A 26,968-nucleotide genomic window follows, 5' to 3' on the forward strand; every position below is an offset into this window, starting at 1 on the left:
CCTCAGCTTTTACTGACGCGATTCATCTACTGTAGTTCGAATAAAGGCAGTTTGAGCGGGTCATCATAAAGCATAAGCGGTATCCCGCCCATCTCTCTGCGTCAGCCTGGGGTAACGGAGCCTGAGCAGCGCGGGGTTAAAGGGCAGAGAAGGTACAGTGGGGAGCAGAGAACCGGGCCATAGCGGAGCGGCCCGGTTTTCAAAGGTTACTGCAGCGGGCTGAGCGTAATCTCTACCCGGCGGTTCTGCGCCTTGCCATCAGCACTGCTGTTAGACGCGATGGGGTTATCCGGCCCTCTGCCGATGGTGCGGAGACGACTGGCGGCTACGCCCTGAGTGATCAGCGAGCTGGCTACGCTGTCCGCGCGCTGCTGGGAGAGCGTCATGTTTAGCTGACGCGATCCGCTGCTGTCTGTATAGCCCGCCACGTTAACCGCAGTTTTTGGATACTCTTTCAGCACCATGGCGACGCCAGTCAGGGTGTTAGCCCCGGCCGGTTTCAGGCTGCTGCTGCTGCTGTCAAAGGTGACGTTATTTGGCATGTTCAGCACGATATTATCGCCCTGACGGGTCACGCTGACGCCGGTTCCGCGCATCTTGTCGCGAAGCTTGGCTTCCTGCACATCCATATAATAGCCTGCGCCGCCGCCCAACGCTGCACCGGCTGCTGCGCCGATCAGTGCGCCTTTGCCGCGATCCTTTTTTGATGAGGAGAGCATGCCGACGCCCGCGCCTAATGCGGCGCCCAGACCGGCACCCACGCCGGATTTCCCTGCTTCACGCTCACCGGTGTAAGGGTTAGTGGTACAGCCCGAGAGGGCAAGTGTGCCGCTCAAAACCAGAGCGAGGGTGATATAACGCTTTTTCATTTTCTTTCTCTCTCAAAACACAGCGGCAGGCCATATGGCCTGTAAAACGCCGATTATGAACGGGAAATGTGAGAATAAAACGGTTTAATCTTCTGAAAATGTAAGGATGCGCTACCTGAGATTATCGGGATGACGAAAGCAGCCAGTGGTATGGTCGTTGATCAGCCCGCAGGCCTGCATAAATGAGTAACAGGTGGTCGTGCCCACAAATTTGAAGCCTCTCTTCTTCAGCTGCTTTGACAGGCTGTCAGAAACCGGGCTGAAGGAGGGCGCAGCCCGATGGTCGTCATAGCGTTGGATCTGCGGCTGATTATCTACAAACCCCCAGATAAAGGCGCTAAAAACCTCACCCTGCGCCTCCATCGTCAGCAATGCGCGGGCATTGGCGATAATTGCGTTAATTTTGCCGCGATGACGAATAATGCCGCTGTCCTGCATCAGCCTCTCCACCTCGCCTTCTTCCATCAGCGCCACCGCCTGTGGATCAAACTGGTGGAAGGCGCGACGGTAGTTCTCCCGCTTCTTTAGCACGGTAAGCCATGACAGCCCGGCCATTTGCCCCTCAAGACACAGCATTTCAAACAGCGAACGGGTATCGGTTAGGGGAACGCCCCATTCACGATCGTGATAATCAAGATAGAGAGGATCCGGTGTTACCCAGCCGCAACGCTGCATAGTGACTCTTCCTTATTAAAGGTGGCTAAAGCCCGCCTGGCTGGCGTAAAACGGCCAGAACCAGGCTCTCTTCGGGCCATGGGAAAGCGGTTGTCAGGATAATAGCAACTGCCGCCGCTATTTACCCCTCAAACCACCCCGGCAGGCAGCGCATGGGCGGTATTTTCCGGCACTGCGCCACGATATTTTTCGACTTCAAGCTGCGCCATATGGCCGCAGTTGCCCTGCGCCAGCTTTGACGAGCCGATATCGAAGGTCAGGCAGTTAACGTTGCCATTTTTGCATAGCGTGTTGGGCTGCGTCGGGTCGAGCGGATCGTACCAGGCTCCCTCGCTGATGCGCACCACGCCCGGCCGGATATCCCCGGTTACGGATGCACCCACCAGAATCTGTCCCCGGTCGTTAAAGGCCCTGACCAAATCACCGGACTGAATGCCCCTTGCCGCGGCATCCTGCGAGTTAATAAGGATCGCCTCCCGGTCGCCGATAGCATATTTCTTGCGCAACGGAGTGTTATCCAGCTGCGAATGCAGGCGGTTAATCGGGTGGGCGGTATTAAGCGAGAGCGGATACTTCCGCGCCGCATCGCTACCGTGCCACTCGTGTGGCAGCAGCCAGCCTGGAAGCCCGGGGCAGTCCGCATAGTTCATCTCCGCCACGGTGCGCGAGAAAATTTCTATTTTCCCGCTTGGCGTGCCGAGCGGGTTCAGCAAGGGGTCTTCCCGGAAGTCAGCGAAGCGCACCCAGTTTTTATTCTCCTCCGGCACCGGGAAGCGAATGTAGTTGCCAGACCGCCAGAATTCGTTGAAGGGCGGTAGCGGTACGCCCACGTTTCTGGCCTGCTTTTTCATATTGTCATAAAGTGATTTCAGCCATAGCATCTCATCCCGACCTTCGGAAAAGGCCTCCTCCACGCCGAGCTGGGCGGCGATGGCCAGAAAGATATCGTAATCGTTGCGGGCCTCATGCTGGGGGGGAACGCACTGATGCATCGGGAAAACATAAAGCTGTGAGTAATCACCGCCCATATCCATATCATTACGTTCGTAGCTGGTGGTGCAGGGAAGAACAATATCGGCATGCTTCGCGGTGGCGGTCCAGTAGGGCTCATGTACCACGATGGTTTCCGGGTGCTGCCAGGCGCTGAGTAGATTATTGGTATCCTGATGATGGTGGAACGGATTGCCCCCGGCGACGTAGACCATTTTCACATCGGGATAGGTAATGTCTTTGCCGTTGAACTGGATGTGCTTTCCGGGGTTGGCAAGACAGTCCGCGATCCGCGCGACAGGGATGGGCTGCGGCGAATTTTCCGGTGCTTTTCCGGTGCTCACCCCGGAGAGGATGCCGCCCCTGGCCGTCGGGCTGCCGCCGGATGAGTAGTGATAGCTGAAACCGAACCCGCCTCCGGGCAGGCCGATCTGCCCAATCATCGCCGCCAGCGTGACCAGCAGCCAGTGCGGCTGCTCGCCGTGATGCTGACGCTGCATGCCCCAGCCCGCCATAATCATGGTGCGTTTACTGACCATCTCATGCGCCAGAGCGCGCAGTTTCTCCGCCTCCACGCCACAAATTTCACTTGCCCAGTCGGCACTTTTCGCCGTGCCATCGCTTTCACCCAGCAGACAGGCGCGGAACTTGTCGAACCCCACGGTATAGCGCTTGAGAAAGGCCTCATCGTGGCGTTTTTCCGTCAGCAGCGTATGGGCAATCCCGAGGATCATCGCCGCGTCGGTATAGGCCTCTGGCGCAATCCACTCTGCGTTGAGCATCTTCGCCGTTGGCGTGTGGATGGGATCGACGGAGATGACCCGGGTGCCTTTTTTCGCCAGCGCCTCAATGCCCTCCAGCCCCACGTGGTCCGGCACGTTCCAGCCAATTTTCAGCGTGGTCTGCGGGTTACACCCCCAGAGAACCACCAGCTCCGCGTTATCAACCACGTTGGGCCAGCTGGTTTGCTGTTCGTAAACCTCCATGGAGCCGACGACGTGCGGCATAATGACCTGGGCCGCGCCGGTGGAGTAGTCGCCGCTATAGCCGAGAAAGCCTCCGGTGAGGTTCATCAGCCGCCCCAGCAGCGACCGGCTGTTATGCAGCAAGCCGGTACTTTTCCAGCCGTAGGAGCCAGCATAAATCGCGGAGGGGCCGTACTCTTTTTGCAGGCGGCGAATATCGTTGCTGACCAGTGAAATCGCTTTATCCCAGCTGACCCTGACCCACTCGTCGCGTCCACGCAGGTTGCGACCTCCGCCCGGCCCCTGTTCCAGCCAGCTTTTACGCACCATCGGGTATTTGATGCGGTTGTCGGCGTGAACCTGCCAGGGCGCCATCTCGATCAGCTCATTGGGCGAAGGGTCGTCCTGCACCGGCTGAACGCTGACCATGCGGCCCTGATCGACGATGGCTTCAAATGCGCCCCAGTGGGCGGCGGTGAGGATCCCTTTGCTTGCCGGACGCAGTGCGCTAAATAGCGGCATGGCCTGGCTGACGGCCTGCGCGACGGCCGACTTCATATAAAGCAGATCGAGCGAGCTGGCGGCCAGCAGCGCACCGCCAGCCTGTAAAAACCGGCGACGCGAAAGGGGTGAAAGCGGATTATTTTTCATCTTCGGTTCCTTTTGAAGGCAGCATATCCGGGGTCGGCATATCACTGGCGTGGTTCTGCACGTAAAGGGTAAGCACTCTTAGCTGCTCCTTATCCAGAGAGGTGCGCGCCGCCATCCCTTTCATCACGCCAATCCACTGATTAGCCGTAAAGTGGTTCGATGGGGTCAGGCCATGACAGCCGGTACAGTTAGCGGACATCAGGCCGGAGGCGTACTGCCAGATTTTCTGCTGATCATCAATCAGCGCGCCGGGGGGGAGCCAGATATCAAGTGAAACCTGCTGCCAGACCGTGCCGGTCTGCGCATCCGTCCGGGAAGAAAGAATGTTTATCTGGCTGGAGGCGTCTTGCTCAATGACCGCTCTGATAATGCGCTTGCCGGGAGCGGCGTAGATAAGGGTAGGAACATCCTGCTGCTGCCAGCCGCTGAGTCGCGCTTCTACCTTACCCTGATCCCGACGCAGAACGGTCAGCGGCGCCGCCGGAAACAGGGTGCCAGCGGGCATCTCTGCCACGGGTTGCAGGGCGAAGGGCTGGGTCTGAACGCTGTAGAGCATCCCGTTTTCAACGCTAACCCCAGCGGCCGCAGCAATCAGCTGGCTTGCGCCTGAGGCGTTGCTGGCGCGCATGTCAGGCAGGATATGGGCAACGCCGCGATGGCAGTCAATACAGGTTTCCCCGCTCCTGATGGCGACGGGGTGCGCTTTTCTCGCGTCCGGCTGCTGAGCAAGAATATCCATCGCCTCAAAGCTATGGCAGCTGCGGCAGGTCGCAGAGTCACTGGCTTTCATCGTTTTCCACACCGACTCGGCCATGGCCAGTTTTTTAGCGTTGTATTTTTCTTCGGTATCAATGGTGCCGGTGACTTCGCCGTAAACATCCTTAACGGCGGCAATCTTGGTTAGGAGATAGTCGACGGGCTGGCTGGGGATATGGCAGTTAGCGCAGCTGGCGCGTATCCCGGCGTGATTCTGATAGTGTACGCTGCCCTGATATTCCGCCAGCGGCCTTTCCATAGTGTGGCAGGAGACGCAAAAGGCCGTATCGCTGGTCTTATGCAGCACGGTTACGCCCCCGGCAACCACCAGCAGGGCGATAACAATGCCTAATAAAACCAGCAGTATACCGCGCCACCCTCTGAACCACCTGAATACATTCTCTTTCCTGAGAAATCCCATAACTGTTCCTGTCTCGCTGTTTCACCCTTTTAATGGGGGAGAAAAATGATAACTCTGCTAACTATCACACACTAATGGTGTGGTTTTGTTGTGGTGAATCAAAAAGGCGGGAGGTGGTAACGACGAATGGACAGAAGTGCGAGCGGGGTTCAAATTTCGAAAAATGAGTCTGTCCCGCAGCAGAGGCAGGCCTGCCAGGCGGGGGGTAAAAAGGAGACCATCAATAGTGAAGGCCTGCGTGATGGCAGGCCTGTCATAAGACAATGTGTTCAGGGCGCGGGCGGAACCGTGCGGGCAAAGCTCTCGCGAGCAAAGAGTTTTTCTGCCAGTTTCACCAGTGCCGGGCGGTTAACGCACCAGTCTGGCACCACGCGGCGAAAGTTCAGATAGCCGAGCAGGCAGCCTGCCGCAATATCCGCCAGATTGAGGGTGTCACTGTTCAGCACCTTGCCCTCGGCTGCGGCTTTTTCCAGCGCGTCCAGGCCGCGCAGAATTTTGCTGCGCTGACGCACCAGCTCGCTCTCCAGCTGTTTATCAGCCGGACGCAACCCTTCACGCACCAGCAGCACCGCCGCATCGCCGATGCCGTCTGCCAGCGCCTGTAGCTGAAGCACGTTCATCGCCGCCAGCCTGTCACGCGGGATCAGCGCGGGTGCGATATCCAGCTGTTCAAGATAAGCCGCAATTACGGAGGAGTCGTACCAGTACTCTTCCGGGCCGGTAACCAGCACCGGTATCTTACCCAACGGGTTGTAGGTCGGTACCGGACTGTCATCCGTCCAGGGCGACTGGTTAGCAAACTCAAAGGTGATGCCTTTTTCCAGCATAATCACCGAAATTTTACGGACAAACGGGCTGGCATAGCTGCCGATTAATTTCATCCCACTTCCTCTAATGAACGGGCCCGGAAGGTCGGCCCGGAACGATTGATTAGCGGAAGAGTGACTTCTTCCGCCCTTTATGGCGATTACTCGCCCGGGAACAGAAAGGGATTCAGGCTGCTGCGGGCAAAACCTTCCTGCTCCATACGCGCATCCAGCACCAGCGTAGCCAGATCGTCCGCGACCGGCTCCACCGCCGGATCTTTCTGCTGGAAGAACATTTTCAGCCAGGTGCCGCAGTCGCCGCAGCTCTCTGCCTGCACCGCCCCGGACTCACTCTCCAGCGACCAGTAGCTCAGGTCACGGGTGTGCTCGCAGTTGCTGCATTTACCCTGGGGGACATGCCATTCACTTTCGCACAGATTGCAATGCAGATAGCGTACGCCGCCCTGTTCGGGGTCCAGATGGATCACGCTGGTCACCGGCACGCTGGCGCAGACCGGGCAAAACTGCCGCTGTTCGCCCTGTTCGGCGCGCGCCTTGCCCGGGATCAGCGCTGCCATTTGCGCCCAGTAGAGTGATAGTGCGGCCCAGATAAACGGCGATGTATCGCTGCTCACCTGCGAGAACTCATTAGCAAACAGCGCCGAGGCCATGGTTTCCAGCTCCAGAGCAGAGGCCTTTTCCAGATTCTCCAGCACGGCCAGCGCCTGATCGCTCATTTCGGGCTTCATTTCGGCAATCAGCGAATGCAGCAGCCGCTGCCAGTGTGCGTCACGCGGAAGCTGGTGAATGTCCAGCGGTGGCTTACCGCCCGCGGCGGTTTCTGTCAGCCTTGCATGCAGATCCAGCCGCAGCGGATGATCGTAAAGTACGATTTCCTGGGCGCTGGCGATGACGGCGGCGAAGCGCAGATAATCGCCCAGCGGGTTTTTCTTCGCCAGCTGCCGGAGTCGTGCGGCGCGGCGGCTGTATAAGTTTTTCAGCCGGGGAAAAAGCAGCGGCGGGATGGCCTCTGCCCTATTATGCTCGTGGTCTGTCAGCCTCTCGTTCGGGATTATGCGAATATTCATCAGGTTTTTTTCCTGTTTTTCCGACGGTTCAGCTGCCCGCCAACGGTATATCAACAGCGCGGATAGGGTATCCAGCCCCGGCGAAAAAAAGGTCCGCCGGATAAGGGTGCTGCTGCCTGCAATGGCAACAGACTCAGGACAGAAGCCCAGATTACAGGCTTCTGCCCAAAATTATAGCCCCCGGTCTCCTCCACTTCATCGTTTCAATCGCTTTTATAACTATTCACTATCAAACAGGGCCTGTTGTGACGGATAAGATCCGGCCGCTTGCAGTGCTTCGTTCGGGGGTTCAGAATCTTATAAGCGATCCGCAAGCTATGGGGTCAGAGGCGTATTGCAGAGTGGAAAGGGTCAGCGTTAGCCATGGGTGATTTTCTGATGAATAAAGCGGGTGACGGTAATCCGGCTCTGGATGAGGCCGTTGGGCTGAGCCAGGTGAAGGTGTGGCAACGCATGGCGCTGGAGAGCGCAAAGGAGGACTGGCTGGCAGACGAGGTGCCGGTGGCGCTGGTCTATAACGGCATTTCGCACGTGGTGATGATGGCTACGCCAAAGGATCTGGAAGCTTTTGCGCTGGGCTTCTCGCTCTCTGAGGGCATTATTGATTCGCCAGCAGATATCTATGGGATGGATATCCAGCCTTCCTGCGGCGGTATTGAGGTGCAGATCGAGCTCTCCAGCCGCCGTTTTATGGGGCTGAAGGCGCAGCGCAGGTCCCTGGCGGGCCGTACCGGCTGCGGCGTATGCGGCGTTGAACAGCTTGCCGAAATCGGCAAACCGCTCCAGCCGCTGCCGTTCAGTCAGACCTTCGATCTCAACCAGCTTGATAAGGCGCTGGACCAGCTAAAAAGCGTTCAGCCCGTTGGGCAGCTGACCGGCTGTACGCATGCTGCGGCATGGATCAGGCCGGACGGGGCGCTTTCCGGCGGCTGTGAGGATGTGGGAAGGCACGTCGCGCTGGATAAGCTGCTGGGATTGCGCAGCCAGCAGCCAGACTGGCAGCAGGGCGCGGTGCTGGTTTCCAGCCGGGCAAGCTATGAGATGGTGCAGAAATCGGCGATGTGCGGCGTGGAAATTCTTTTCGCCGTCTCCGCCGCAACCAAACTCGCCGTCGAGGTCGCGGAACGCAGCAACCTGACGCTGGTGGGCTTTAGCAAGCCTGGCCGCGCCACGGTCTATACGCATCCCCAGCGGCTGAGAGGCTAAGTCCGCTGCGCCGCCAGCGGCGGTCAGCACTGTGTACCCGCGGCGGTCCGCAATGCGCGCGCCTGGGCATCAGCGGCTGGTGACCGGGGCCAGCACCACCTCCGGCAGCGATTTCTCAATCAGGGAAAAGGCGGGATGCGCTGCGGCCTCGCCGTCGGTGATTAATGCGCTCACCTGACCGGGCGTGGCATAGTTGATCCGGCTGGTGAGACCGAGTTTGCTGCTGTCGGCCAGCAAAATAAGCTGGTCAGCCTGTTGTACCATCGCGCGGGCAATGGCCGCCTCATGCGGATAAAAACTGGTGGCGCCGCTCCTGCCGTCAATGCCCACCGGCGACAGCATCGCCACGTCGGCCCGGTAGCGATAAATTTCCCCCACCGTCAGATCGCCGCGCGTCTCCTGCGCCCCGGCCAGCATACTGCCGCCGAGCAGGATGATGCTGTTATTCAGCGTTTCATGCTCCCCGGCGGCACAGAGTTTCAGGGCCGCATTCAGGCTGTTGGTGACCACCGTCAACCCGGAGAGAGTGCGCAGCTCCTCAGCCAGCATGGTGGTGGTGCTACCCGCATCCAGAAACAGTGTCTGACCAGGCTTTAGTCGTCGCGCCGCCGCACGGGCGATAGCCCGCTTCTCCCGGGCCTTAATTTCACTGCGCACCACCAGAGGCGCTTCCGGTTCGGCATTCAGCGCCATCAGTCCGCCATGCACGCGACGCGCGACGCCCAGCGCTTCCAGTTCGATAATGTCCCGCCTGGCCGTTTCGCGTGAGATGCCCAGCTCCCTGATGATCCGCTCGGTACTGACGTGACCCAGCGTCGCCAGTAGCGCACGGATCCGGTGCAGGCGCGTTTCCTGTAGCATATCTGTCTCCTTTAGCCGTTGGACTGGGCATAGCCTAACCGACAATGGACGCACGCGCATGTGTATTTTATTGCGTTTGTGTATTTGGTTGCATTTTTCCTGAAAGTTGCCATGATAAACGCAAGCGGGCTGCTGCTGCCCATCGTAACCCTCCATCGCAACGGGAGTGATCATGGCTACACGTTCAACCATTATGGATACCAACAGCTTTCGCGCCGAACATGCCGCCGGGCTGGATGCTGATGTCCGCAAGCTGACTGACAAGCGCAGCCGGGTACTGGGCGAGTCCTATCGTCTGTTCTACCGTAAGCCGGTACATCTGGTGCGGGGCGCGGGGCAGTATCTGTGGGATGCGGCGGGTGACAAATACCTCGACGTTTACAATAACGTCGCCAGCATTGGACACTGCCATCCTGCGGTTATCGATGCGGTTTACCAGCAGATGCAGCAGCTAAATACCCATACGCGCTATCTGCACGAGCGCATTCTCGACTACTCCGAAGCGCTGCTGGCCACCCTCCCCGCTGAAATCGACCGCGCCATGTATATGTGTACCGGATCGGAAGCAAACGATCTGGCCATACGCATCGCGCGTGCCTGGAGCGGCGGCACCGGCATTATCGTCACCCAGGAAGCCTACCACGGCACCAGCGATCTGACCTCCGGCGTCTCCCCCGCACTGGGCTCGGGCCAGCCGCTGGCCGCCACCACGCGGCTGGTACCGCCACCGGATTGCTATCGCGTGGATTCACCCGATTTAGGCGAGTGGTTTGCCAACGAAATACAGAAGCAGATTGACGATATGGCGGCCCACGGCATCAAATTTGCCGGTTTCCTTGCCGACTCGATTTTCTCCTCTGACGGCGTACTGCCGGGGCCGAAAGGTTTTCTGCAAAAAGCGGTGGAGGTGGTGCATAAAAATGGCGGTATTTTTATTGCCGACGAAGTGCAGCCCGGCTTTGCCCGCACCGGCGAGGCGTTCTGGGGCTTTGCCCGCCATGGCGTGGTGCCGGATGTGGTGACCACCGGTAAGCCCATGGGCAATGGCATCCCGGTTTCTGCTCTGCTGGCAAAAAGCGACGTTCTGGCCGCGTTCAGCGACGATATCCCCTATTTCAACACGTTTGGCGGCAATCCGGTCGCGATGGCAGCGGCGCAGGCGGTGCTAACGGTGATCAGGGATGAAGGCCTACAGGAACACAGCCGCAAGGTGGGCGAGAAGCTGCTGGCTGCGCTGTTAACGCTCAAGGATAAATATGAGTGCGTGGGCGACGTGCGTGGAGCGGGCCTGTTTATTGGCTTTGAGCTGGTGACGGATAAGCGCAGTAAGACGCCGGATAAACAGCTGGCACTGGACGTCACCGAGAGGCTGCGTGAAAACCATGTCCTTACCTCGGTGGCCGGGCCTTATGGCAACGTGCTGAAGCTGCGCCCGCCGTTAGCCTTCCAGGAGAGCGACATCGGCTGGCTGGTGGGCGCGCTGGATAAGTCGCTGGCCGCCTGCGGTCGGTAATGGGCTGGCGTACAAGCGGGCACAGGCCTGCGCTATACATATGCCGTAGCCGTGGGCGCCATTCTGGTAACGGATAATACGCGTGAATTTGTGCGGGTACCGGGCCTGAAGCTGGAAGACTGGAGCGAGTGACGGCCTTATGCTGTTAGAAACTGACCAGCCGGCTGGCCCCTTACCGGTCCTGCCGCTCGCCCACTTTTAATCCCGCCGATCCCAGCTCGGCCTCTTCGCTCTGACGGACGATATCGCCGTTATTCATAATGAACATCAGCTTCCCCTCCCAGAACTCGGTGAGAAAGATATCCTCACGTTTCAGCTGACACCGCTCGACTTCCTTCAGTAGCCAGGCTTCGTCTTTATCAATCAATGCCAGATCGCCGGGCCGCGCCTTGCCGTTTTTCATGACGATCACCGAGGGCATCAGGCTACCCTCGGCAATGACCGTGACCTGGCCGCCCGGCTCAATCTGCGCGTAGCGCACTTCCTGAAAGGAGAGGATGCCCTGAGTATGGATCTGCGAGGCGACGCTCAGAATGTCGATCTTGTTCCGTCGGGCGAGAATATTGTCCATCAGGAACTGCCCATTTTTGATGATCGGAATGGGGTCGCCAATGGTGATGGAGCGAAATAGCGAAAAGTGCTTACTGATGGCGTTAAGGGAGGTGATAAAGGCCACGCCGATCAGCAGTAGCACCACATACTGGTACAGAGGAATACTGTCGCTGTAAATCACGCCGCCGATAATGCCGCCCAGCACAAAGTTGCCGATAAAGTCGACGGGCGTCATTTGTGAAAGCTGAGTTTTTCCGGAAAAATTCAGGTGGGTAATAACGATGGCAAAGCCAATAAAAAACTTGAGCAGAATAAATCCGTAATACTCCATAAGCCTCTTCCCTTCGATAAAAGTTCTTCATTAGCGTAGCAGAAGCCAGGGATAAGTAGAGAAACTGTGCGGTAATACCTCAATAATAAACCCCGGCAAGAGTAAGGCATTGATAACCCTTTTACCCACCGTTTATTTAACTATAATGATCCGACTGCTTACGCGGAGCAACACAGCTACCGCCAACTTTTATGGAGATGATGAACATGAGTTATTCACTACCATCCCTGCCTTACGCCTATGACGCGTTAGAGCCACATTTCGATAAGCAGACGATGGAAATCCATCACACTAAACACCACCAGACCTATGTCAACAACGCCAATGCCGCGCTGGAAGGCACCGAATTCGCCAGCCTGCCGGTAGACGAGCTGATCGCTAAACTGGATCAGGTTCCTGCGGACAAGAAAACCGTACTGCGCAACAACGCGGGCGGCCACTCTAACCACAGCTTCTTCTGGAAGGGCCTGAAAACCGGCACCACCCTGAGTGGCGACCTTAAAGCCGCTATCGAAAAAGACTTCGGCAGCGTGGACGCATTCAAAGCTGAATTTGAGAAAGCGGCCGCAACCCGTTTTGGTTCAGGCTGGGCGTGGCTGGTTAAGAAGGGTGACAAACTGGCCGTCGTCTCTACGGCTAACCAGGACAGCCCGCTGATGGGTGAAGCTATCTCTGGCGCTTCCGGTACGCCGATTGTGGGCCTGGACGTGTGGGAACACGCCTACTACCTGAAGTACCAGAACAAACGCCCTGACTACATTAAGGCGTTCTGGGAAGTGGTTAACTGGGACGAAGCGGCAGCCCGTTTCTCCGCAGCAAAATAAATCCCTCCACGCTGATGCGTGAAGACAAACCGGCGAGATGGCTTCGTCGGTTTTTTTACGTCTGTCTCCGGCCATCATCTGCGTAAAATCGCGTGTAATCCTGTCCGTTCGGCTTCTTCCCCCCGTTTATGCTGATTATCCCCCGCAATCCGGCGTTAACCGCTTAAGTGTCCAGATGTCTGGATGGCTAATATCATTTTGTGTTAGCTTATGCGCTTTCGTTCGTTGTCAGCCGTGACAAACCATTAAAAAATGCGGCCAGACGTTTTTGTATTCGCCAGAGAATTTCGCTTATGAACGGGGTAAATCGCTTAGAAATGCGTCAGGTAGCCATTGCCTTTGGCGGTTTTTCCGCACTCAGCGGCGTTGATTTCAGCCTTGAAGGTCATTCGGTTCATGCCCTGACCGGCGCTAACGGTGCCGGGAAATCGACGCTGATGGCCGTATTATCCGGGGCGTACGATCATTACAGCGGGGAGATCCTGCTTGATGGTAAGCCGGTATCCATCCGCACACCGCGCGATGCCCGACAGCTGGGGATCCATCTGGTGCAGCAGGAGGTTGATGTCGCCCTCGTACCGACCCTGAGCGTGGCAGAAAACATCATGCTCGACAGGCTGGCCGAAGGTGGACAGGTTTATCACTGGGGCGAGATTCGCCAGCAGGCCAGGGCACTGCTGCAACAGCTGGACGTCTCACTGGACGTGCGTCGCCGCATCGATCAGTGTTCGCTGGCGGAAAAGCAGCAGATTTTGCTGGCCCGCGCTCTCTCCCATCACTGTCGCTTTCTGATTCTGGACGAACCCACTGCGCCGCTGGATCAGCATGAGAGCGAGCGGCTGTTCGCCGTGGTACGCCGCCTGCAAAGCAGCGGGATCGGCGTGGTCTTTATCTCTCACCGCATTCATGAGCTGCGGGAAATCTGCGATCGGCTGACGGTGCTGCGCGACGGCCAGCTGGTTGAAACGGGCCCGATGGCGCAGCTTAGCGGCGAGCAGATCGTTGAGAAGATGCTGGGCCATCAGCTGGACGATATCTATCCGCCCCGTCGCCCACCCTTCGGCAGGGAGACGCTGATGGCGGTGCAGGGGCTGCACGATGAGCACCTTTTGCGCGATATTTCGCTGACGCTGCGCAAAGGCGAAATCCTGGGCATTGCCGGGCTGGCCGGCGCGGGGAAAACCGAGCTGTGCAAGGCGCTGTTTGGTGTCAGTCGCAGCCGGATTACGCGGGGCGAACTGCACGGAAGGCCCTGGAAACCCACCTCGCCTCATGCGGCGGTGAAAAACAGGATGGCGCTGATCCCCGAGGAGCGCCGGAAAGAGGGCATTTTTATCGACGAATCGGTCGCGATGAACCTCAGCGTCACGGACGATAACAGCTTTTCCCGCTGGGGCCTGTTCGGGCACCGTCAGGCCTGGCGCTGGGCAGAGGAGATTATTCAAAAGCTCGGGGTGCGCACCACCGGGCCGCAGCAGACGCTCAGACGCCTGTCGGGCGGTAATCAGCAGAAGGTCGCGATCGGCAAATGGCTGCGCAATAACGCTGACGTCCTCATTCTCGATGAGCCGACGAAGGGCGTCGATATAAAAGCCAAAACCGACCTGTTTACGCTCATCGACGGGCTGGCACGGCAGGGGAAAGGGGTCATCTACGCGTCGGGTGAATTCTCCGAGCTGGTTGGCCTGTGCGACAGGATTTGCGTGCTCTGGGACGGACGCATTGTGGCTGAAATGGCTGCCCAGGACGTTGATGAAGAGACACTTTTACTTTATTCCACCGGAGGAACGCCTGCGTGAGCAGCAATGAACTTTCCCTGAAGCGGACGCCCGTGCGTCACCAGCTGTTTGAATTTCTCTATAAGTGGGGAATGTTGTTAACCTGCGTGGCGCTCATCGCCGCATTTGGCCTGGCCTCGGACAGTTTTCTGGAGCCGACCAACATCATTAATATCCTGCGCTCGATCGCCATCGTAACGGTGATCGCCGTAGGCGTCTCGGTTTCGCTGACCATCGGCGGCTTCGACCTTTCCGTGGGGTCTACCGCGTCGCTGGCAAACTCGCTGGTTATCTCCCTGTTCGTCTGGTACGGCTACGGCAGCACCGAGGCAATAGCGCTTACGCTGCTGCTTTGCACCCTGGTCGGGCTGTTTAACGCCTTTCTGATCGTTGTGCTGAAAATTCCCGATATGTTAGCCACGCTGGCCAGCCTGTTTATTGTGCAGGGGGTGGCGATGACCTGGAGCTTTGGCGGCTCCATTACGGAAAATATGGTCATGCCGAGTGGTGATATGGCCGAAGGGACCATCCCGGCCAACTTCTCCCTGCTCGGCCAGGTGCCGACCATCGTCATTATTATGCTGGTGGTCACCCTGGTGGTCCAGCTTGGGCTGTCGCTGACCAAACATGGCCGTCGGATGTATGCCATTGGCGGTAATCCGGAGGCGGCGCGCCTGTCGGGTATTCGTACGAATCGTTATCGCGTGCTGGCCTACGTTATTGCCTCACTGCTGGCGGGGCTGGGCGGCATTCTGCTGGCGTCGCGCATCGGCTCATCGCAGGTCAATGCCGGTGGTGGGTATCTGATGGATGCAGTCGCCGCCGCCTGGATTGGATTCTCGCTGGCGGGTTCCGGTAAGCCGAATGCGCTGGGCACGCTGGTGGGGGCGGTGATCCTCGGCGTGCTGCAAAACGGGCTGGTGATGCTCTCCGTTCCCTATTACGCCATGGATATCATCAAAGGTCTGGTACTGGCCGTCGCGCTGGCTATCACCTATATCCAGCGGCGTTAAATCACCGTTAATGGTCCCCGGGTGCCGAAGGGCGCCCGAACCTGTGCTGAATCCGGCGTCTCTGACGCCCTGACTGTCTAAGAGGATAGTAATAATAATGAAAAAGCTCCCACTGGCACTGCTTGCTATCAGCCTGCTCTCCACCGCGCCGACCTTTGCAGAGACGGGCGCTGCCGTTCCGGCCACCATTGCCAACCACGCCGGCCCGGTACGCATTGCGGTTATCCGTAATCTGGGATCGGATGACAACACCACCCAGTTTGTTGCCGGTGCCATTCAGGAAGGCCGCAGTCTGGGCTTTAAAGTCAGCACCTTTTTGAGCAACGGTGACGACGCGCGTTTCCAGGACTTCGTTAATCAGGCGATCAGCCAGAAATATGACGGCATTATCCTCTCGCACGGCAAAGACCCCTATTCGACCGGGCTGGTGAAGCGCATTGCCGATGCGGGTATTAAAGTCTCCGTGTTCGATACGCCGGTTAACCAGCCGGTGGAGGGCGTAACCGTCACCGCGCAGGATGATGCTTCCCTGGCGCAGCTGTCGCTCGATCAGCTGATCAAAGACACCAACGGCAAGGCGAATATCGTCAAGCTGTGGGTCGCGGGCTTCCCGGCGATGGATCGCCGTCAGGTGGTGTATGAGAAAGTGCTGAAGGCCAATCCGGGCATTCACCAGCTGGAGTCGATCGGCGCAGTATCCTCTGACGTGCAGGGCGACACCGCCAATAAAATCGGGGCGATTCTGGCCAAATACCCGAAAGGGAAGATCGATGCTATCTGGGGATCCTGGGATGCCTTTGCCCAGGGGGCCTACAAGGCTCTGCAGGAGAATGGCCGCACGGAGATCAAGCTCTACAGCATCGACGTATCCAATCAGGATTTGCAGCTGATGCACCAGAAGAACAGCCCGTGGAAACAGACCGTGGCGGTAGACAGCAAGCTTATTGGCGCTATCAATATGCGTCTGGTGGCGAACAAAATCGGGGGGGGAAAGACCCCGGCCAGCTGGCAGTTTAAGGCGGCGGCGATTTCCCAGGCGCAGCTTGCCAGCCAGTCCGGTGCGGTTAACGTCGCCAGCCTGAATAAAATCCTGCCGGGCTGGGGGGAGTCATCCGATTTTGTCGCGCCGTGGTTTGCCACGCTGCAGGCGAAGTACGCGAAGAAATAAGCGTTTTTTGTGCGATTCGGGTAATAACATTTCCCAAAATATTCTGCCCGGGAGAGGGCATTAAATTTATCATAATTGTTCTCTCCGTTTATTTAGACGCTGTCTTAGGGTCTAACATGGAGTCACACCATGCTTTTACTTCTTTCACATGGGCTTGCAGAACTCTCCATTCTTCTGATTCATTCTGCGGGGGGAGGGCGGAGTTACCATAAGTGATGAAAGAGCGTTCCCTGGTGATTTTTTTATTTAAAAATGCTGTTGCAGCCTCAGCCATCTCGTTTCTTTCAGTCTTTGAAAACGCACTCAGGTTGGTAACAATACTACGCATATTCGAATTAGCTTTTTCGGTTTCTTCATCTGTGCTTTGCTTATTACATAGTTCATTCAGTATCTTATTACAATGGTCAGTGGTCATTTCGAGCAATGTGAATATAAATTCATCGCTATTCATAACTTCATTAATCTTCATCTGTTCATCGGTTTTTTCCTTAGTGGTATTAGAGGCGACGAACGGATTTATATTTAAGTTATCCTTATTTGAATCAACAGGTTGTTTAGATACATTCGATAATCTGGTTATTTCAGATAACTTCGCTAGTTTTTCAGAATTTTCAACATATTTTTTCACATCAAACATTCTGGTTTTCACATCAAACATTCTGGTTTTCACATCAAACATTCTGGGTCTGTTAACAATTTTCTTTATTTTTTTTTCGAGCAACCTCTTAGCGAGGGCGATGTGTTTGTCGTCTTTTTGTGCGAGTTTATAAGCTGCATCTGTTTTTCTGAATATGTAAGCTTTTATAATATTTGTAATAGGCATTTTATTTTCATCCTTTAAATAAACTCCTCAACTCTATTTATTTTTTATGAAGAATAATATAATAAAAGACTCATTTATGTATACACCATTAAAAAAACGCCTGACGACCCTGGTGATAAAAACCAGCGATGGTGATTACGCAGGGTGACACTGTGTTGGCGTACGGGGATAAAAGAGCCTTATCCCCGCCGCAGGGAGGTAAGGATTAAAAAGCTGTCTTAGCGAAGCCGGTCATTTCTTTCAGCCCCATTTCGCGGCCCAGCGCGGTCATGGGGTGTACCACGACAATACCGCGCACGTTTTTCTTCAGCGCGCCCATATTGGCCTGCTCTTTTTTAGTGATCGCCCGGCTAAACGGCAGCTGTTTCAGCTTCTGCGCTTCTTTGCTCAGGTTCTCGTCGCGCACTTCACGCAGGCGCTCAATCTCAGCAATCAGCTTGTCTTTGGCTTCCTGTAACTCGCCAAGCTTCTCTGCGTCACCGGATTCCAGCAGCAGTGGTTCTTTATGCGTAAGGGCGTCCAGCTTATCGCTGAGGACCTTTATCTCTTCCTGAACTTGTTCTTTCATTATCATTAACCGTAGTGTGATTCATTGCTGCAAGGATACACGAAAGCGGCAGGAAGTGGGAAAAGCAGCCGGCTACTTTTTGAAAGCCTGCTTGAGGCTGATGCGGGAAATCAGTTCGGTCAGCGACAGGACCAGGGTGGAACGGACGACCTGCTGGTAGCGCTGCCGGAGCATGGCGGCCATCTCCGGATCGGCGATGGAAAGATCGGGGCGGGGGGGGAAAGCGGTCACGCAGTGCAGCTCGCCAAAGGGCCCCAGCAGCTCATCATCGGTAAAGCGGTAATCGGTGCCATCGTCGTTAAGCGCCTCGCGCAGCGCCATCAGCAGTTCTGCATCTTCGTACTCGCTGCGGTTGATTACGCCAAGGCCATAAATCAGCTTCAGCCGCACCGACAGTTCACCCAGCGGCCCGTTGCCCAGCAGCAGAGGCTCGACCGCATATTTCACCGCATAATCATCCTTGCGGAAAACCTGAATCACCAGCAGGTTAACGGCTTCGGCCAGCAGCTCAACGGCTGCAATCAGAAAACTTCTTACCGAACGTCCTGCATTCAGGCGTTCCAGCACCCGATTCTCAAAAGCCTGTGGTTTTTCCATAAGAGCCTGCATATCAATCTCTGACCCTGCGGGGTGCCGCCTTAACGGGTACGGCGTTTGCCGTACCCTGTCCGTTCATCCGTTGAAATCGGAAGTGCGGGCATTATGCCATAGCGTTCCAGGCTTTAACTACGGCGGTGACCACTTCGCTGTCGGCATCAAGCCCGGAAATCTCCACCAGAGTAGCCTGCCCCCCCAGCGCTGACAGCATCGTTGTCAGCTCCTGCGCCTGAGTGTCCTGGTCGCTGCGATAATGCATTGCAGCGGCAATGCCCTTCACCAGGTTGTCGTGCGGCAGGCCATATTCCAGCGTACCCAGCGTGGGTTTGATCAGGCGGTCGCCTGCACTCAGCTTGCGCAGCGGCTGACGTCCCACGCGTTCGACATCATCCTTAAGCCAGGGGTTTTCAAAACGGCCAAGAATTTTTTGAATGTAGGCCGCATGTTTATCAGCATCAAAGCCATAGCGCCGCACCAGCACCGCGCCGCTCTCCTCCATCGCCCCTTTAACCACCTTACGTACGTGCTCATCCAGAATGGCATCACGGATGGTCTGGTGTCCGGCCAGCTGGCCGAGATAGGCGGTAATAGCGTGTCCGGTATTGAGCGTAAACAGCTTGCGCTCGACAAACGCCATCAGGTTATCGGTCAGCTCCATGCCGGGGATCGCAGGGAGGGGGCCTTTAAACTGTGTCTCATCAACAATCCACTCGCTGAATGTCTCAACGGTGACTTCAAGGGGGTCAGCCGTACCCGCCTCGGAAGGTGGCACAATGCGGTCCACGGCAGAATCGACAAAGCCAACGGTGGCATCGACCCAGGCGTGATACTGCTCCGGCAGTGCCTTGAGCACGTGTCCCTTAAGCTGGGTGGTGCCGCGCACCATATTTTCACAGGCAATGATATTTAACGGACGGCTATTGCCGCTGTCGCTGCGCGCGATCAGCCCTTTGGCAATACCGCCTGCGATACGTTCGAGGATCTGCGGCCCCACGGCGGTGGTCACGATATCCACCTCCACAATCAGAGGGATAATGTCATCGCTGGCGCTGCTGACCGCATTCACACCCTTCACGATCTCCAGCTGGGCTTCTTCGCCGACGACGCGAACCGGGTATTCGTGGCGCGCATTGAGCGCATCCAGTACCACCTGGTTGACGTCAGCGAAGGTCAGTTGAATACCGGCGTCTGCCAGTAACTTACCAATAAACCCACGGCCGATGTTACCGGCACCAAAATGTAATGCTTTCATAACTTTTTCCCGTATTAACGATCGAGGGCCGGACAAACCCGACCCGGAAAATGGGCCGGGCATGCCCGGCCCAGGGAGGTCAATTCTGTCAGCCTGATGCGCTACGCTGTTTTTTTACCTGACAGCAGATCCAGCACTTCCTGCACGCTGGAGGTGGTGGTTAGCTTAGCGATCACGCTCTCATCATCCAGCGCATTCGTCAGGCTGGTGATCACCTGAATGTGTTCATTATTGCGGGCGGCGATACCAATAACCAGCCGGGCAATATCCTCTTCCTCCTCGCCAAACTGCACCCCGTCAGGATACTGGCAGAACACCACGCCGGTTTTCAGTACGCGGTCTTTGGCTTCAATGGTGCCGTGCGGCACGGCGATGGATTCGCCCAGGTAAGTCGGCGTGAGCTTTTCACGGTCGAGCATGGCTTCAACATATTCTGGCTCAACGTAGCCCCCTTTCACCAGCTGTTCACCGGCAAAGCGGATGGCCTGCTCTTTGTTGCTGGCGTGGTTGCCGAGGAAAACGTTGCTGGCGCTCAGCCGGAACAGATGCTCCTGGCTGTCGTCATAGCTATCACTCAGGGCGGCACTCACTTTATCACGATGGCCCGCGCTGCGATTCGCCTCCACCAGACGCGATGTCAGGTCGGTATAGAGTCCGCTGTCGAGAAAGTTAGTCAGCGAAATGTGCTGGGCATGAGGAGCCTGACGCAGGGCGCGCTCGGTGAGGTCGCGGTGGGTAATGACCAGATCCACATCGCCCGGCAGATTATTGATGGCGGTATTGGTCACGGAAATATTCGTCAGACCGGCATCGTTAACCTTTTTACGCAGAACGCCCGCGCCCATTGCGCTGGAACCCATTCCGGCATCGCAGGCAACGATGATTTTGCGCACCAGGCTCAAATCGCTGTTCAGGCCGTTAGCGCCAGCGGCAGCGGCAGACGCTGTCCCGACCTGGCCTTTAGACTGCGCTTTCATATCGCTAACGCGACGCGCGGCCGCGTCGATATCCTCTTCTTCCTTCACCTTGCTGGTCTTCAGTAAGATAGCGGAAACCACGAAAGAGACGGCAAATGCGGCCACAATCGCCGCGATATTAGCGAAGTAAGCACCTTTTGGCGTCATCGCCAGTACGGCGAGGATTGAGCCAGGCGAGGCAGGAGAAACCAGACCGCCGTTGAGCAGCGTCAGGGTAAAGACGCCGGTCATACCGCCGAGGATAACGGCCAGAATCAGCCGCGGGTTCATCAGCACATAGGGGAAGTAGATTTCGTGGATACCGCCCAGGAAATGGATGATTGCCGCACCGCCGGCAGACTGTTTGGCATTGCCCCGGCCAAAGAACATATAGGCCATCAGCACGCCCAGGCCCGGACCGGGGTTAGCTTCGATCAGGAAGAAGATTGACTTACCGGCTTCACTCGCCTGCTGAATCCCTAACGGGGAGAAGATACCGTGGTTGATGGCATTATTCAGGAACAGGATTTTCGCCGGTTCAACAAATATTGAAGTCAGCGGCAGCAGGTTGTTCTGCACCATCAGGTTTACGCCCGCGGCAAGGATATGCGATAGCCCTTCTACCAGCGGACCGATCGCCAGAAACGCGAGGATGGCCAACAGCATGCCGATAATCCCGGCAGAGAAGTTGTTAACCAGCATCTCGAAGCCGCTTTTGATTTTGCCGTCGACCAGACGGTCAAATCTTTTGATGGCCCAGCCGCCCAGCGGTCCGGCAATCATCGATCCGAGAAACATCGGCATATCCGCACCAACAATCACGCCCATGGTGGTGATTGCACCGACCACGCCGCCGCGATCGCCGCCCACCAGTCGACCCCCGGTGTAACCAATCAGCAACGGCAGCAGATAGGTGATCATCGGTGCGACCAGTTTGGCCATGGTTTCATTCGGCAGCCAGCCGGTCGGAATAAACAGCGCGGTGATAATACCCCAGGCGATAAACGCGCCAATATTCGGCATTACCATGTTGCTCAGAAAGCGACCAAAGTTTTGTACTCTGATCTTGATATCTGATGAGGACATAAAAACACACCCCTTATTGTTCCGCGCTGACAAAAAAGCGCGCGCGAGAGATTTTTTAGTTGAGGAAGTCGCGGTAGCACCGTCGGTATCACTGTATGCAGCCGGACTCTATCACGTGACTTTCTGCCTGCGTAGTGAGCAAAGGAAGTGTGATCAACGTCACTAGATTCAGGTGGGGTATGGGGGGGTTTTAGTGATACTGATCACAATAAAACGCTGTAAATAAAATACGCAGGCGGGATCTTTCCCCTTAATCGGGAATAAATGTGATGAGTATCACATTATATATTTGGCTGTTTGTTTTGAAATTGTGATCTCATTCAAATTTTATTTTCTGCCTGGCAGGCGGAAAGGGGGGTAATTAAAGGGTGGCGCAGGGGGGTGTAAATAAGTTACCAACGGAGCAGGGGGATAAAACGGCATCCTTGCCGTATCAGGGCGTTACTGGAAAGTATTCTGTAACGCGCTCTGCGCCTGGGCCAGCGCCTGTGAATTGGCCGACAGGTTAGTCATCATCTGGTTGTACTGCGTAGCCTGCTGCTGGGTAGGAAACTGAATGGCCGGGCCATTAAAGGTCACCTGAGTACCCTGCTGTTGCAGGAAATCACCGGTCTGCACCGCATTCTGGCTAAGCGTTTGCAGGGCGGGCAGCAGCGGCATCAGTACGCTGACGGGCTGCGTCACCACTTTGTTATAAACGTTATCGTAAACCGTTTTCAGATCGGACGGCTGTTTCAGGCCAGCTTTACCGCTATCCGCCTGCGTTCTGGCCGCCTGAATCTGCTGCGTCAGCACGCCAAGCGAGCCGCTTGCCTGGCGCAGAGAATCACGTCGGGTCAGGTAATCCTGTGGCATACGAATGGCCGACAGCTCATCCACGACGGGCTTGATACCGGAATCGACCGCATGATTAACCTGCTGGGAAAAGCCGTAAATAATAGCGTAATCATTAATATAAGGACCAAACTTCTGCTTTTGATCCGCGCTCAGCGCCGGTAAATGTTCGCCGCTGCGCTGGACGGTGTTTTGCAGGAAATCAATAAATGCTTTGCGCTGATCGGCTTCTTTATCGCCGCAGCCGGTCAGTTGCAAGACCAGAAACAGTGCCGCGAAAGGCACCAGCAGACGCGTCCACGCACGCGAGATTCCTGTCGTCATGGGAAGTAACTCCTGTAAATAATAAGGCTGTTTTAAGCAAGCATGAGGGCGGCAGACGCCGCGCCTAAAGAATAGTCCAACTCGGAGGCCGGGGATAGGGCTTAAACTTACTCTTAAGCGTTACGCTTCAACCGCCAGCGGGCCGCGGTATAAGCCTGTTGGTCGGGTATGGAAACATTTGCTAAAAGCAAGGTTGAAAAATAGTCTCAAATTACGACGCAAATCGCCAAATCTGATCTAATACTTATGATCCTGGCGTACCCCCGCGCTGTACTCTTTATGTATACGACGAGAGCATCTCCGTGGCAACTGGCCGCCAGCATTATGAACCTGAGACTCAGGTTCTAACCCTCTGGCCGTTCACTATTGTGATTTTAATGAGGAGTGCTCTATGGAAATTAAAGATCCTATGTCCGAGCTGTTATCCAGCCTTGAGCATATTGTATTGACCCGTGAAGTGATCCAGTCCGCTCCCCCATTAAAGGGTGAAGTATTGATGCCCGAACCAAAACGTATCAGGGAAATTACCGGTCTGGAAATTGATGAGTTTGCCCTGGCCATGGGCGTTAGCGTTTCATCGGTGAAAAGCTGGGAAGCGAAGCGCACCAGGCCTTCGCGCAGCGCACAGAAGTTAATGCAGTTGATTCAGTCCAATCCGTGCCTCAGCCGCGAGCTGCTGGCATAAAAGAAAAACCCGCCGCTGGCGGGTTTTGTGTTTTACGAGCGCGAAGCCTTCATATCGATCACAAAGCGGTACTTCACGTCGCCTTTCAGCATCCTTTCAAACGCGGTTTCCACCTCATCCAGACGAATCACTTCCACATCCGAAACGATATTGTGCTGACCACAAAAATGCAGCATCTCCTGCGTTTCACGGATGCTGCCGATGGATGTGCCGGAAATGCTCAGGCGGCGAAAGACAATCGGCGCCACGTCCGGTGAGGTATGGGGTGCATCGGGAATGCCCACCAGCACCAGATGACCGTTCGCCTTCAGCGTGTTGAGGTACGGGTCCAGATCGTGCGGAGCCGCGACGCAGTCCAGAATGATATCAAGGCTGCTGACCTCTGCTGCCATTTGCGCGGCGTCTTTAGAGACAACCACTTTACTGGCCCCCAGGCGGAGCGCATCGCTGCCTTTTGACGGCGACGTGGTAAACAGCACCACTTCCGCGCCCATGGCATGGGCCAGCTTCACCGCCATATGACCCAGTCCACCCAGGCCAATCACGCCGACCTTCTGGCCAGGCTGCACGTTCCAGTGCTTCAGCGGGGACCAGGTAGTCACGCCCGCGCACAGCAGCGGCGCAACTGCGCTCAGCTCAAGGCTTTCCGGAACGGTAACCACAAATTTGCTGTCCACAACGATGCTGTCTGCGTAGCCGCCAAAGGTTTTGCCGCCGATAACCTTCTCGTCGCCGTTATAGGTGGCCGTGTAGCCCGCTTCGCAGTACTGCTCTTCGCCCTGGTTACACTGTGAGCAGTGACCGCAGGAGTCTACCATCACGCCAACGCCAACCAGATCGCCTGCTTTAAACGCGGTTACGTCGCTGCCGGTGCTGATGACGCGACCAACGATTTCATGTCCCGGCACCAGTGGAAACTGGCTGACGCCCCACTCATTGCGCGCCATATGCAGGTCGGAGTGGCAAACGCCGCAGTAGTGGATATCAATATGCACATCGCCGGACTGAAGTTCGCGACGTTGAAATTCGAAAGGTTCGAGTGGCGTAGTGGCGGATTTTGCTGCCAGACCTGTTACCTGCATGTTAAAGCTCCCGGAAAGGTAAAGCGGCGTAGGGTAAAGAATTGTATCCATGGGGGCAAGGAGGAGTTGTAAGCGGAGGTGACGTATTGCAGTGACAGGCTGCCACAGGCAGGTATGTACCCTTACAGGGTGAGGGTACTGCGTCATGCTGAACATAAACGGGCGGATAAAAATCCGCCCGTTTATGTTTACGTCATCACGCTAAGCCTTTAGGGCCTATTGCAGCAGCGAGATATCCGCAACCTGCAGGAACAGCTCGCGCAGCTCCGCCAGCAGCGTCAGGCGGTTGATCCGCACGTCACGATCTTCCGCATTCACCATCACCTTCTCGAAGAAGTTATCGACGGCGGTACGCAGCTGCGCCAGCTCGACCAGCGCATCCTGATAGCGACCTTCAGCGAACCACGGCGCCAGCTTGCTGCTCAGGGCAGAAACATAGGTCGCCAGCTTAATCTCTTCGTTCTCTTTCAGCAGCGAGGCCTGCACGCTGTCGTTCAGCGGCTCGGTCGCCTTCGCCAGAATGTTGGAGACGCGCTTGTTGGCGGCGGCCAGCGTGGCGGCTTCATCAAGGGTTCGGAAGTGTGAGACGGCCTGCATACGGGCGTTGAAATCAGCCGGACGCGTGGGACGTCGCGCCAGTACGGCCTGGATGGTATCCACGCTGTGGCCCTCTTCCTGATACCAGGTGCGGAAGCGACCCAGCATAAAGTCGATCACCTCGTCGACCACCTTTGCATTGCTCAGCTTGCTACCGTAGAGGCGCACCGCTTCTTCGGTCAGCGTTTGCAGATCCAGCGGCAGTTTCTTCTCGACGATAATACGCAGCACGCCAAGCGCGGCGCGGCGCAGGGCGAAGGGGTCTTTATCGCCTTTCGGATGCTGCCCGATGCCGAAGATCCCGGCCAGGGTGTCCATCTTGTCGGCGATAGCCAGCGCACAGGCCACCGGGTTAGACGGCAGCGCATCACCGGCGAAGCGCGGCTGATACTGCTCGTTAAGCGCAACGGCAACGTCTTCTGCTTCACCGTCGTGGCGCGCATAGTGCATGCCCATCACGCCCTGGGTGTCGGTGAATTCAAACACCATATTGGTCATCAGGTCGCATTTGGACAGCAAACCGGCGCGCGTGGCGTGGTTGACGTCGGCACCCGTTTGCCCGGCTATCCAGCCCGCCAGCGCCTGAATACGGTCGGTTTTATCACGCAGCGTACCCAGCTCTTTCTGGAACAGCACGGTTTCCAGACGCGGCAGATTATCTTCCAGACGCTTTTTGCGGTCAGCGTTGAAGAAGAATTCGGCATCGGCCAGGCGCGGTCGCACCACCTTTTCATTACCGGAGATAATCTGCTGGGGATCCTTCGACTCTATATTGGTGACGAAGATAAAGTGAGGCAGCAGCTCGCCCGCGCTGTTGTAGACCGGGAAGTACTTCTGGTCACCCTTCATGGTGTAGACCAGCGCTTCGGCCGGAACCGCCAGGAATTTCTCTTCAAACTTCGCCGTCAGCACCACCGGCCACTCAACCAGCGAGGTGACCTCTTCCAGCAGGCTTTCGCTCAGATCGGCGATGCCGCCAATCTCACGCGCGGCGGCTTCCACCCCGGCTTTAATCTGCGCTTTACGCGCCTCGTAATCGGCCAGAACTTTGCCGCGCTCCAGCAGGCGTTGCGGATACTGGTCGGCCCGGTCAAGGGTGAATTCAGGCTCGCCCATAAAGCGATGGCCGCGAAGGGTGCGCGCCGCCGTGACGCCCAGAATGGTAGCGGGAACAATCTCATCGTCCAGCAGCAGCGTCACGGTATGCACCGGACGGACGAACTGCACGTCGGAGTCGCCCCAGCGCATCAGCTTGGGGATGGGCAGTTTAGCAAGGGACGTGCTGACCATCGCAGGCAGCAGCGACTGGGCGCTTTCGCCCTTCACGTGGGCGCGATAGAGCAGCCATTCACCTTTGTCGGTGCTCAGGCGTTCGGCCTGATCGACGGTGATGCCGCAGCCACGGGCCCAGCCTTCGGCGGCTTTGGTGGCCGCGCCATTAGCATCAAACGCGGCGGCGATGGCCGGGCCCCGTTTTTCCACTTCACGATCCGGCTGAGCGGCGCTCAGGTTAGCCACTTTCAGCGCCAGGCGGCGCGGCGCGGCGTACCAGCTCACATCGCCGTGGGTCAGGCCAGCGGCGTCCAGTTCAGCGGTAAAGTTTGCGGCAAAGGATTCGGCAAGGCTGCGCAGGGCCTTTGGTGGGAGTTCTTCAGTGCCGATCTCCACCAGAAAAGTTTTCTCAGTCATGGCGGCCT

At 56.7% G+C, this 26,968-nt stretch carries 23 protein-coding genes and 1 pseudogene; 8 read left to right on the top strand and 16 right to left on the bottom strand.

Translation table 11 applies throughout. The features are described from left to right. Positions 1 to 206 precede the first annotated feature (206 nt). From AC4PCC_RS00170 to fdhE, 6 genes are all read right to left on the bottom strand, one after another. A complete protein-coding gene (locus AC4PCC_RS00170) occupies positions 207 to 869 on the bottom strand; it encodes an OmpA family lipoprotein (protein WP_492125997.1) in 663 nt (220 codons plus the stop codon). Between the two features lie 111 nt (positions 870 to 980). Further along, the gene (locus AC4PCC_RS00175) at positions 981 to 1,544 is read right to left on the bottom strand and encodes a DNA-3-methyladenine glycosylase I (RefSeq protein WP_492125998.1); all 564 of its coding nucleotides are present in this window, start codon (positions 1,542 to 1,544) and stop codon (positions 981 to 983) included. 128 nt (positions 1,545 to 1,672) lie between these two features. After that, positions 1,673 to 4,150, bottom strand: coding sequence for a trimethylamine-N-oxide reductase TorA (torA, locus tag AC4PCC_RS00180; RefSeq protein WP_492125999.1), 2,478 nt, complete (start codon positions 4,148 to 4,150; stop codon positions 1,673 to 1,675). Next, a complete protein-coding gene (locus AC4PCC_RS00185; RefSeq protein WP_492126000.1) occupies positions 4,140 to 5,327 on the bottom strand; it encodes a NapC/NirT family cytochrome c in 1,188 nt (395 codons plus the stop codon). The genes torA and AC4PCC_RS00185 overlap by 11 nt, the downstream gene beginning before the upstream one ends. Before the next feature lie 269 nt (positions 5,328 to 5,596). Next, the gene (locus AC4PCC_RS00190) at positions 5,597 to 6,208 is read right to left on the bottom strand and encodes a glutathione S-transferase (protein WP_492126001.1); all 612 of its coding nucleotides are present in this window, start codon (positions 6,206 to 6,208) and stop codon (positions 5,597 to 5,599) included. A gap of 86 nt (positions 6,209 to 6,294) precedes the next feature. Further along, positions 6,295 to 7,221 carry a formate dehydrogenase accessory protein FdhE gene (fdhE, locus tag AC4PCC_RS00195; RefSeq protein WP_492126002.1) on the bottom strand — a complete coding sequence of 309 codons (927 nt, stop codon included), beginning with the start codon at positions 7,219 to 7,221 and terminating at the stop codon, positions 6,295 to 6,297. A gap of 378 nt (positions 7,222 to 7,599) precedes the next feature. Between fdhE and fdhD the strand changes: the two genes are divergently transcribed. After that, entirely contained in the window at positions 7,600 to 8,427 is an 828-nt protein-coding gene (gene fdhD, locus AC4PCC_RS00200; RefSeq protein WP_492127598.1) for a formate dehydrogenase accessory sulfurtransferase FdhD, read from the top strand. A gap of 69 nt (positions 8,428 to 8,496) precedes the next feature. Here fdhD and AC4PCC_RS00205 read toward each other — a convergent pair whose 3' ends face one another. Continuing rightward, positions 8,497 to 9,288, bottom strand: a complete 792-nt coding sequence (locus AC4PCC_RS00205) for a DeoR/GlpR family DNA-binding transcription regulator (protein WP_492126003.1) — start codon at positions 9,286 to 9,288, stop codon at positions 8,497 to 8,499. A 172-nt stretch (positions 9,289 to 9,460) separates the two neighbouring features. Between AC4PCC_RS00205 and AC4PCC_RS00210 the strand changes: the two genes are divergently transcribed. Further along, positions 9,461 to 10,801: an aspartate aminotransferase family protein gene (locus tag AC4PCC_RS00210; RefSeq protein WP_492126004.1), complete on the top strand. Its 1,341-nt coding sequence runs from the start codon at positions 9,461 to 9,463 to the stop codon at positions 10,799 to 10,801. 39 nt (positions 10,802 to 10,840) lie between these two features. Then, positions 10,841 to 10,933 (top strand): annotated as a pseudogene (locus AC4PCC_RS00215) (VapC toxin family PIN domain ribonuclease); the annotation flags it as partial. Positions 10,934 to 10,973: 40 nt separating this feature from the next. On the opposite strand, the gene AC4PCC_RS00220 reads toward AC4PCC_RS00215, so the two are convergent. Then, on the bottom strand, positions 10,974 to 11,684 hold the full coding sequence (locus AC4PCC_RS00220; RefSeq protein ID WP_067700452.1) for a DUF421 domain-containing protein: 711 nt from the start codon (positions 11,682 to 11,684) through the stop codon (positions 10,974 to 10,976). Between the two features lie 206 nt (positions 11,685 to 11,890). Here AC4PCC_RS00220 and sodA point away from each other — a divergent pair, with 206 nt between their 5' ends. From sodA to AC4PCC_RS00240, 4 genes are all read left to right on the top strand, one after another. After that, positions 11,891 to 12,508: a superoxide dismutase [Mn] gene (gene sodA / locus AC4PCC_RS00225; protein WP_067700449.1), complete on the top strand. Its 618-nt coding sequence runs from the start codon at positions 11,891 to 11,893 to the stop codon at positions 12,506 to 12,508. 293 nt (positions 12,509 to 12,801) lie between these two features. After that, a complete protein-coding gene (locus tag AC4PCC_RS00230; RefSeq protein ID WP_492126005.1) occupies positions 12,802 to 14,307 on the top strand; it encodes a sugar ABC transporter ATP-binding protein in 1,506 nt (501 codons plus the stop codon). Continuing rightward, complete coding sequence (locus AC4PCC_RS00235; protein WP_492126006.1) at positions 14,304 to 15,299, top strand: ABC transporter permease; 996 nt, start codon at positions 14,304 to 14,306, stop codon at positions 15,297 to 15,299. The genes AC4PCC_RS00230 and AC4PCC_RS00235 overlap by 4 nt, the downstream gene beginning before the upstream one ends. Before the next feature lie 97 nt (positions 15,300 to 15,396). After that, positions 15,397 to 16,467: a sugar ABC transporter substrate-binding protein gene (locus AC4PCC_RS00240; RefSeq protein WP_492126007.1), complete on the top strand. Its 1,071-nt coding sequence runs from the start codon at positions 15,397 to 15,399 to the stop codon at positions 16,465 to 16,467. Between the two features lie 88 nt (positions 16,468 to 16,555). On the opposite strand, the gene AC4PCC_RS00245 is transcribed toward AC4PCC_RS00240, so the two are convergent. From AC4PCC_RS00245 to AC4PCC_RS00270, 6 genes are all read right to left on the bottom strand, one after another. Then, positions 16,556 to 17,290, bottom strand: a complete 735-nt coding sequence (locus AC4PCC_RS00245; RefSeq protein ID WP_492126008.1) for a hypothetical protein — start codon at positions 17,288 to 17,290, stop codon at positions 16,556 to 16,558. 205 nt (positions 17,291 to 17,495) lie between these two features. After that, entirely contained in the window at positions 17,496 to 17,858 is a 363-nt protein-coding gene (locus tag AC4PCC_RS00250) for a YibL family ribosome-associated protein (RefSeq protein WP_492126009.1), read from the bottom strand. A gap of 72 nt (positions 17,859 to 17,930) precedes the next feature. Beyond that, positions 17,931 to 18,455, bottom strand: coding sequence for an MltR family transcriptional regulator (locus tag AC4PCC_RS00255; RefSeq protein ID WP_492126010.1), 525 nt, complete (start codon positions 18,453 to 18,455; stop codon positions 17,931 to 17,933). 103 nt (positions 18,456 to 18,558) lie between these two features. Then, positions 18,559 to 19,707 (bottom strand): mannitol-1-phosphate 5-dehydrogenase, encoded by a 1,149-nt coding sequence (gene mtlD, locus AC4PCC_RS00260; RefSeq protein ID WP_492126011.1) that lies wholly within the window; start codon positions 19,705 to 19,707, stop codon positions 18,559 to 18,561. Between the two features lie 101 nt (positions 19,708 to 19,808). Continuing rightward, positions 19,809 to 21,749 carry a PTS mannitol transporter subunit IICBA gene (locus AC4PCC_RS00265; RefSeq protein WP_492126012.1) on the bottom strand — a complete coding sequence of 647 codons (1,941 nt, stop codon included), beginning with the start codon at positions 21,747 to 21,749 and terminating at the stop codon, positions 19,809 to 19,811. A gap of 441 nt (positions 21,750 to 22,190) precedes the next feature. Further along, the gene (locus AC4PCC_RS00270) at positions 22,191 to 22,907 is read right to left on the bottom strand and encodes a DUF3053 domain-containing protein (protein WP_492126013.1); all 717 of its coding nucleotides are present in this window, start codon (positions 22,905 to 22,907) and stop codon (positions 22,191 to 22,193) included. A 391-nt stretch (positions 22,908 to 23,298) separates the two neighbouring features. Here AC4PCC_RS00270 and AC4PCC_RS00275 point away from each other — a divergent pair, with 391 nt between their 5' ends. After that, a complete protein-coding gene (locus AC4PCC_RS00275) occupies positions 23,299 to 23,592 on the top strand; it encodes an HTH-type transcriptional regulator (RefSeq protein ID WP_067700420.1) in 294 nt (97 codons plus the stop codon). A gap of 32 nt (positions 23,593 to 23,624) precedes the next feature. On the opposite strand, the gene AC4PCC_RS00280 is transcribed toward AC4PCC_RS00275, so the two are convergent. Together AC4PCC_RS00280 and glyS are read right to left on the bottom strand one after the other, a co-directional pair. Next, positions 23,625 to 24,674 (bottom strand): NAD(P)-dependent alcohol dehydrogenase, encoded by a 1,050-nt coding sequence (locus AC4PCC_RS00280; protein WP_067700417.1) that lies wholly within the window; start codon positions 24,672 to 24,674, stop codon positions 23,625 to 23,627. 216 nt (positions 24,675 to 24,890) lie between these two features. Next, on the bottom strand, positions 24,891 to 26,960 hold the full coding sequence (glyS, locus tag AC4PCC_RS00285) for a glycine--tRNA ligase subunit beta (protein ID WP_492126014.1): 2,070 nt from the start codon (positions 26,958 to 26,960) through the stop codon (positions 24,891 to 24,893). Positions 26,961 to 26,968 lie beyond the last annotated feature (8 nt).

This window comes from Erwinia sp. L03-1 (genome assembly GCF_058686115.1).

Coding starts and splice junctions, on each gene's coding strand:
- AC4PCC_RS00170 (WP_492125997.1), bottom strand. CDS start 869: ATGAAAAAGCGTTATATCACCCTCGCTCTGGTTTTGAGCGGCACACTT.
- AC4PCC_RS00275 (WP_067700420.1), top strand. CDS start 23,299: ATGGAAATTAAAGATCCTATGTCCGAGCTGTTATCCAGCCTTGAGCAT.
- fdhD (WP_492127598.1), top strand. CDS start 7,600: ATGAATAAAGCGGGTGACGGTAATCCGGCTCTGGATGAGGCCGTTGGG.
- AC4PCC_RS00205 (WP_492126003.1), bottom strand. CDS start 9,288: ATGCTACAGGAAACGCGCCTGCACCGGATCCGTGCGCTACTGGCGACG.
- AC4PCC_RS00250 (WP_492126009.1), bottom strand. CDS start 17,858: ATGAAAGAACAAGTTCAGGAAGAGATAAAGGTCCTCAGCGATAAGCTG.
- AC4PCC_RS00255 (WP_492126010.1), bottom strand. CDS start 18,455: ATGGAAAAACCACAGGCTTTTGAGAATCGGGTGCTGGAACGCCTGAAT.
- sodA (WP_067700449.1), top strand. CDS start 11,891: ATGAGTTATTCACTACCATCCCTGCCTTACGCCTATGACGCGTTAGAG.
- AC4PCC_RS00210 (WP_492126004.1), top strand. CDS start 9,461: ATGGCTACACGTTCAACCATTATGGATACCAACAGCTTTCGCGCCGAA.
- AC4PCC_RS00245 (WP_492126008.1), bottom strand. CDS start 17,290: ATGCCTATTACAAATATTATAAAAGCTTACATATTCAGAAAAACAGAT.
- AC4PCC_RS00265 (WP_492126012.1), bottom strand. CDS start 21,749: ATGTCCTCATCAGATATCAAGATCAGAGTACAAAACTTTGGTCGCTTT.
- AC4PCC_RS00240 (WP_492126007.1), top strand. CDS start 15,397: ATGAAAAAGCTCCCACTGGCACTGCTTGCTATCAGCCTGCTCTCCACC.
- fdhE (WP_492126002.1), bottom strand. CDS start 7,221: ATGAATATTCGCATAATCCCGAACGAGAGGCTGACAGACCACGAGCAT.
- glyS (WP_492126014.1), bottom strand. CDS start 26,960: ATGACTGAGAAAACTTTTCTGGTGGAGATCGGCACTGAAGAACTCCCA.
- AC4PCC_RS00270 (WP_492126013.1), bottom strand. CDS start 22,907: ATGACGACAGGAATCTCGCGTGCGTGGACGCGTCTGCTGGTGCCTTTC.
- AC4PCC_RS00230 (WP_492126005.1), top strand. CDS start 12,802: ATGAACGGGGTAAATCGCTTAGAAATGCGTCAGGTAGCCATTGCCTTT.
- torA (WP_492125999.1), bottom strand. CDS start 4,150: ATGAAAAATAATCCGCTTTCACCCCTTTCGCGTCGCCGGTTTTTACAG.
- AC4PCC_RS00220 (WP_067700452.1), bottom strand. CDS start 11,684: ATGGAGTATTACGGATTTATTCTGCTCAAGTTTTTTATTGGCTTTGCC.
- mtlD (WP_492126011.1), bottom strand. CDS start 19,707: ATGAAAGCATTACATTTTGGTGCCGGTAACATCGGCCGTGGGTTTATT.
- AC4PCC_RS00175 (WP_492125998.1), bottom strand. CDS start 1,544: ATGCAGCGTTGCGGCTGGGTAACACCGGATCCTCTCTATCTTGATTAT.
- AC4PCC_RS00190 (WP_492126001.1), bottom strand. CDS start 6,208: ATGAAATTAATCGGCAGCTATGCCAGCCCGTTTGTCCGTAAAATTTCG.
- AC4PCC_RS00185 (WP_492126000.1), bottom strand. CDS start 5,327: ATGGGATTTCTCAGGAAAGAGAATGTATTCAGGTGGTTCAGAGGGTGG.
- AC4PCC_RS00280 (WP_067700417.1), bottom strand. CDS start 24,674: ATGCAGGTAACAGGTCTGGCAGCAAAATCCGCCACTACGCCACTCGAA.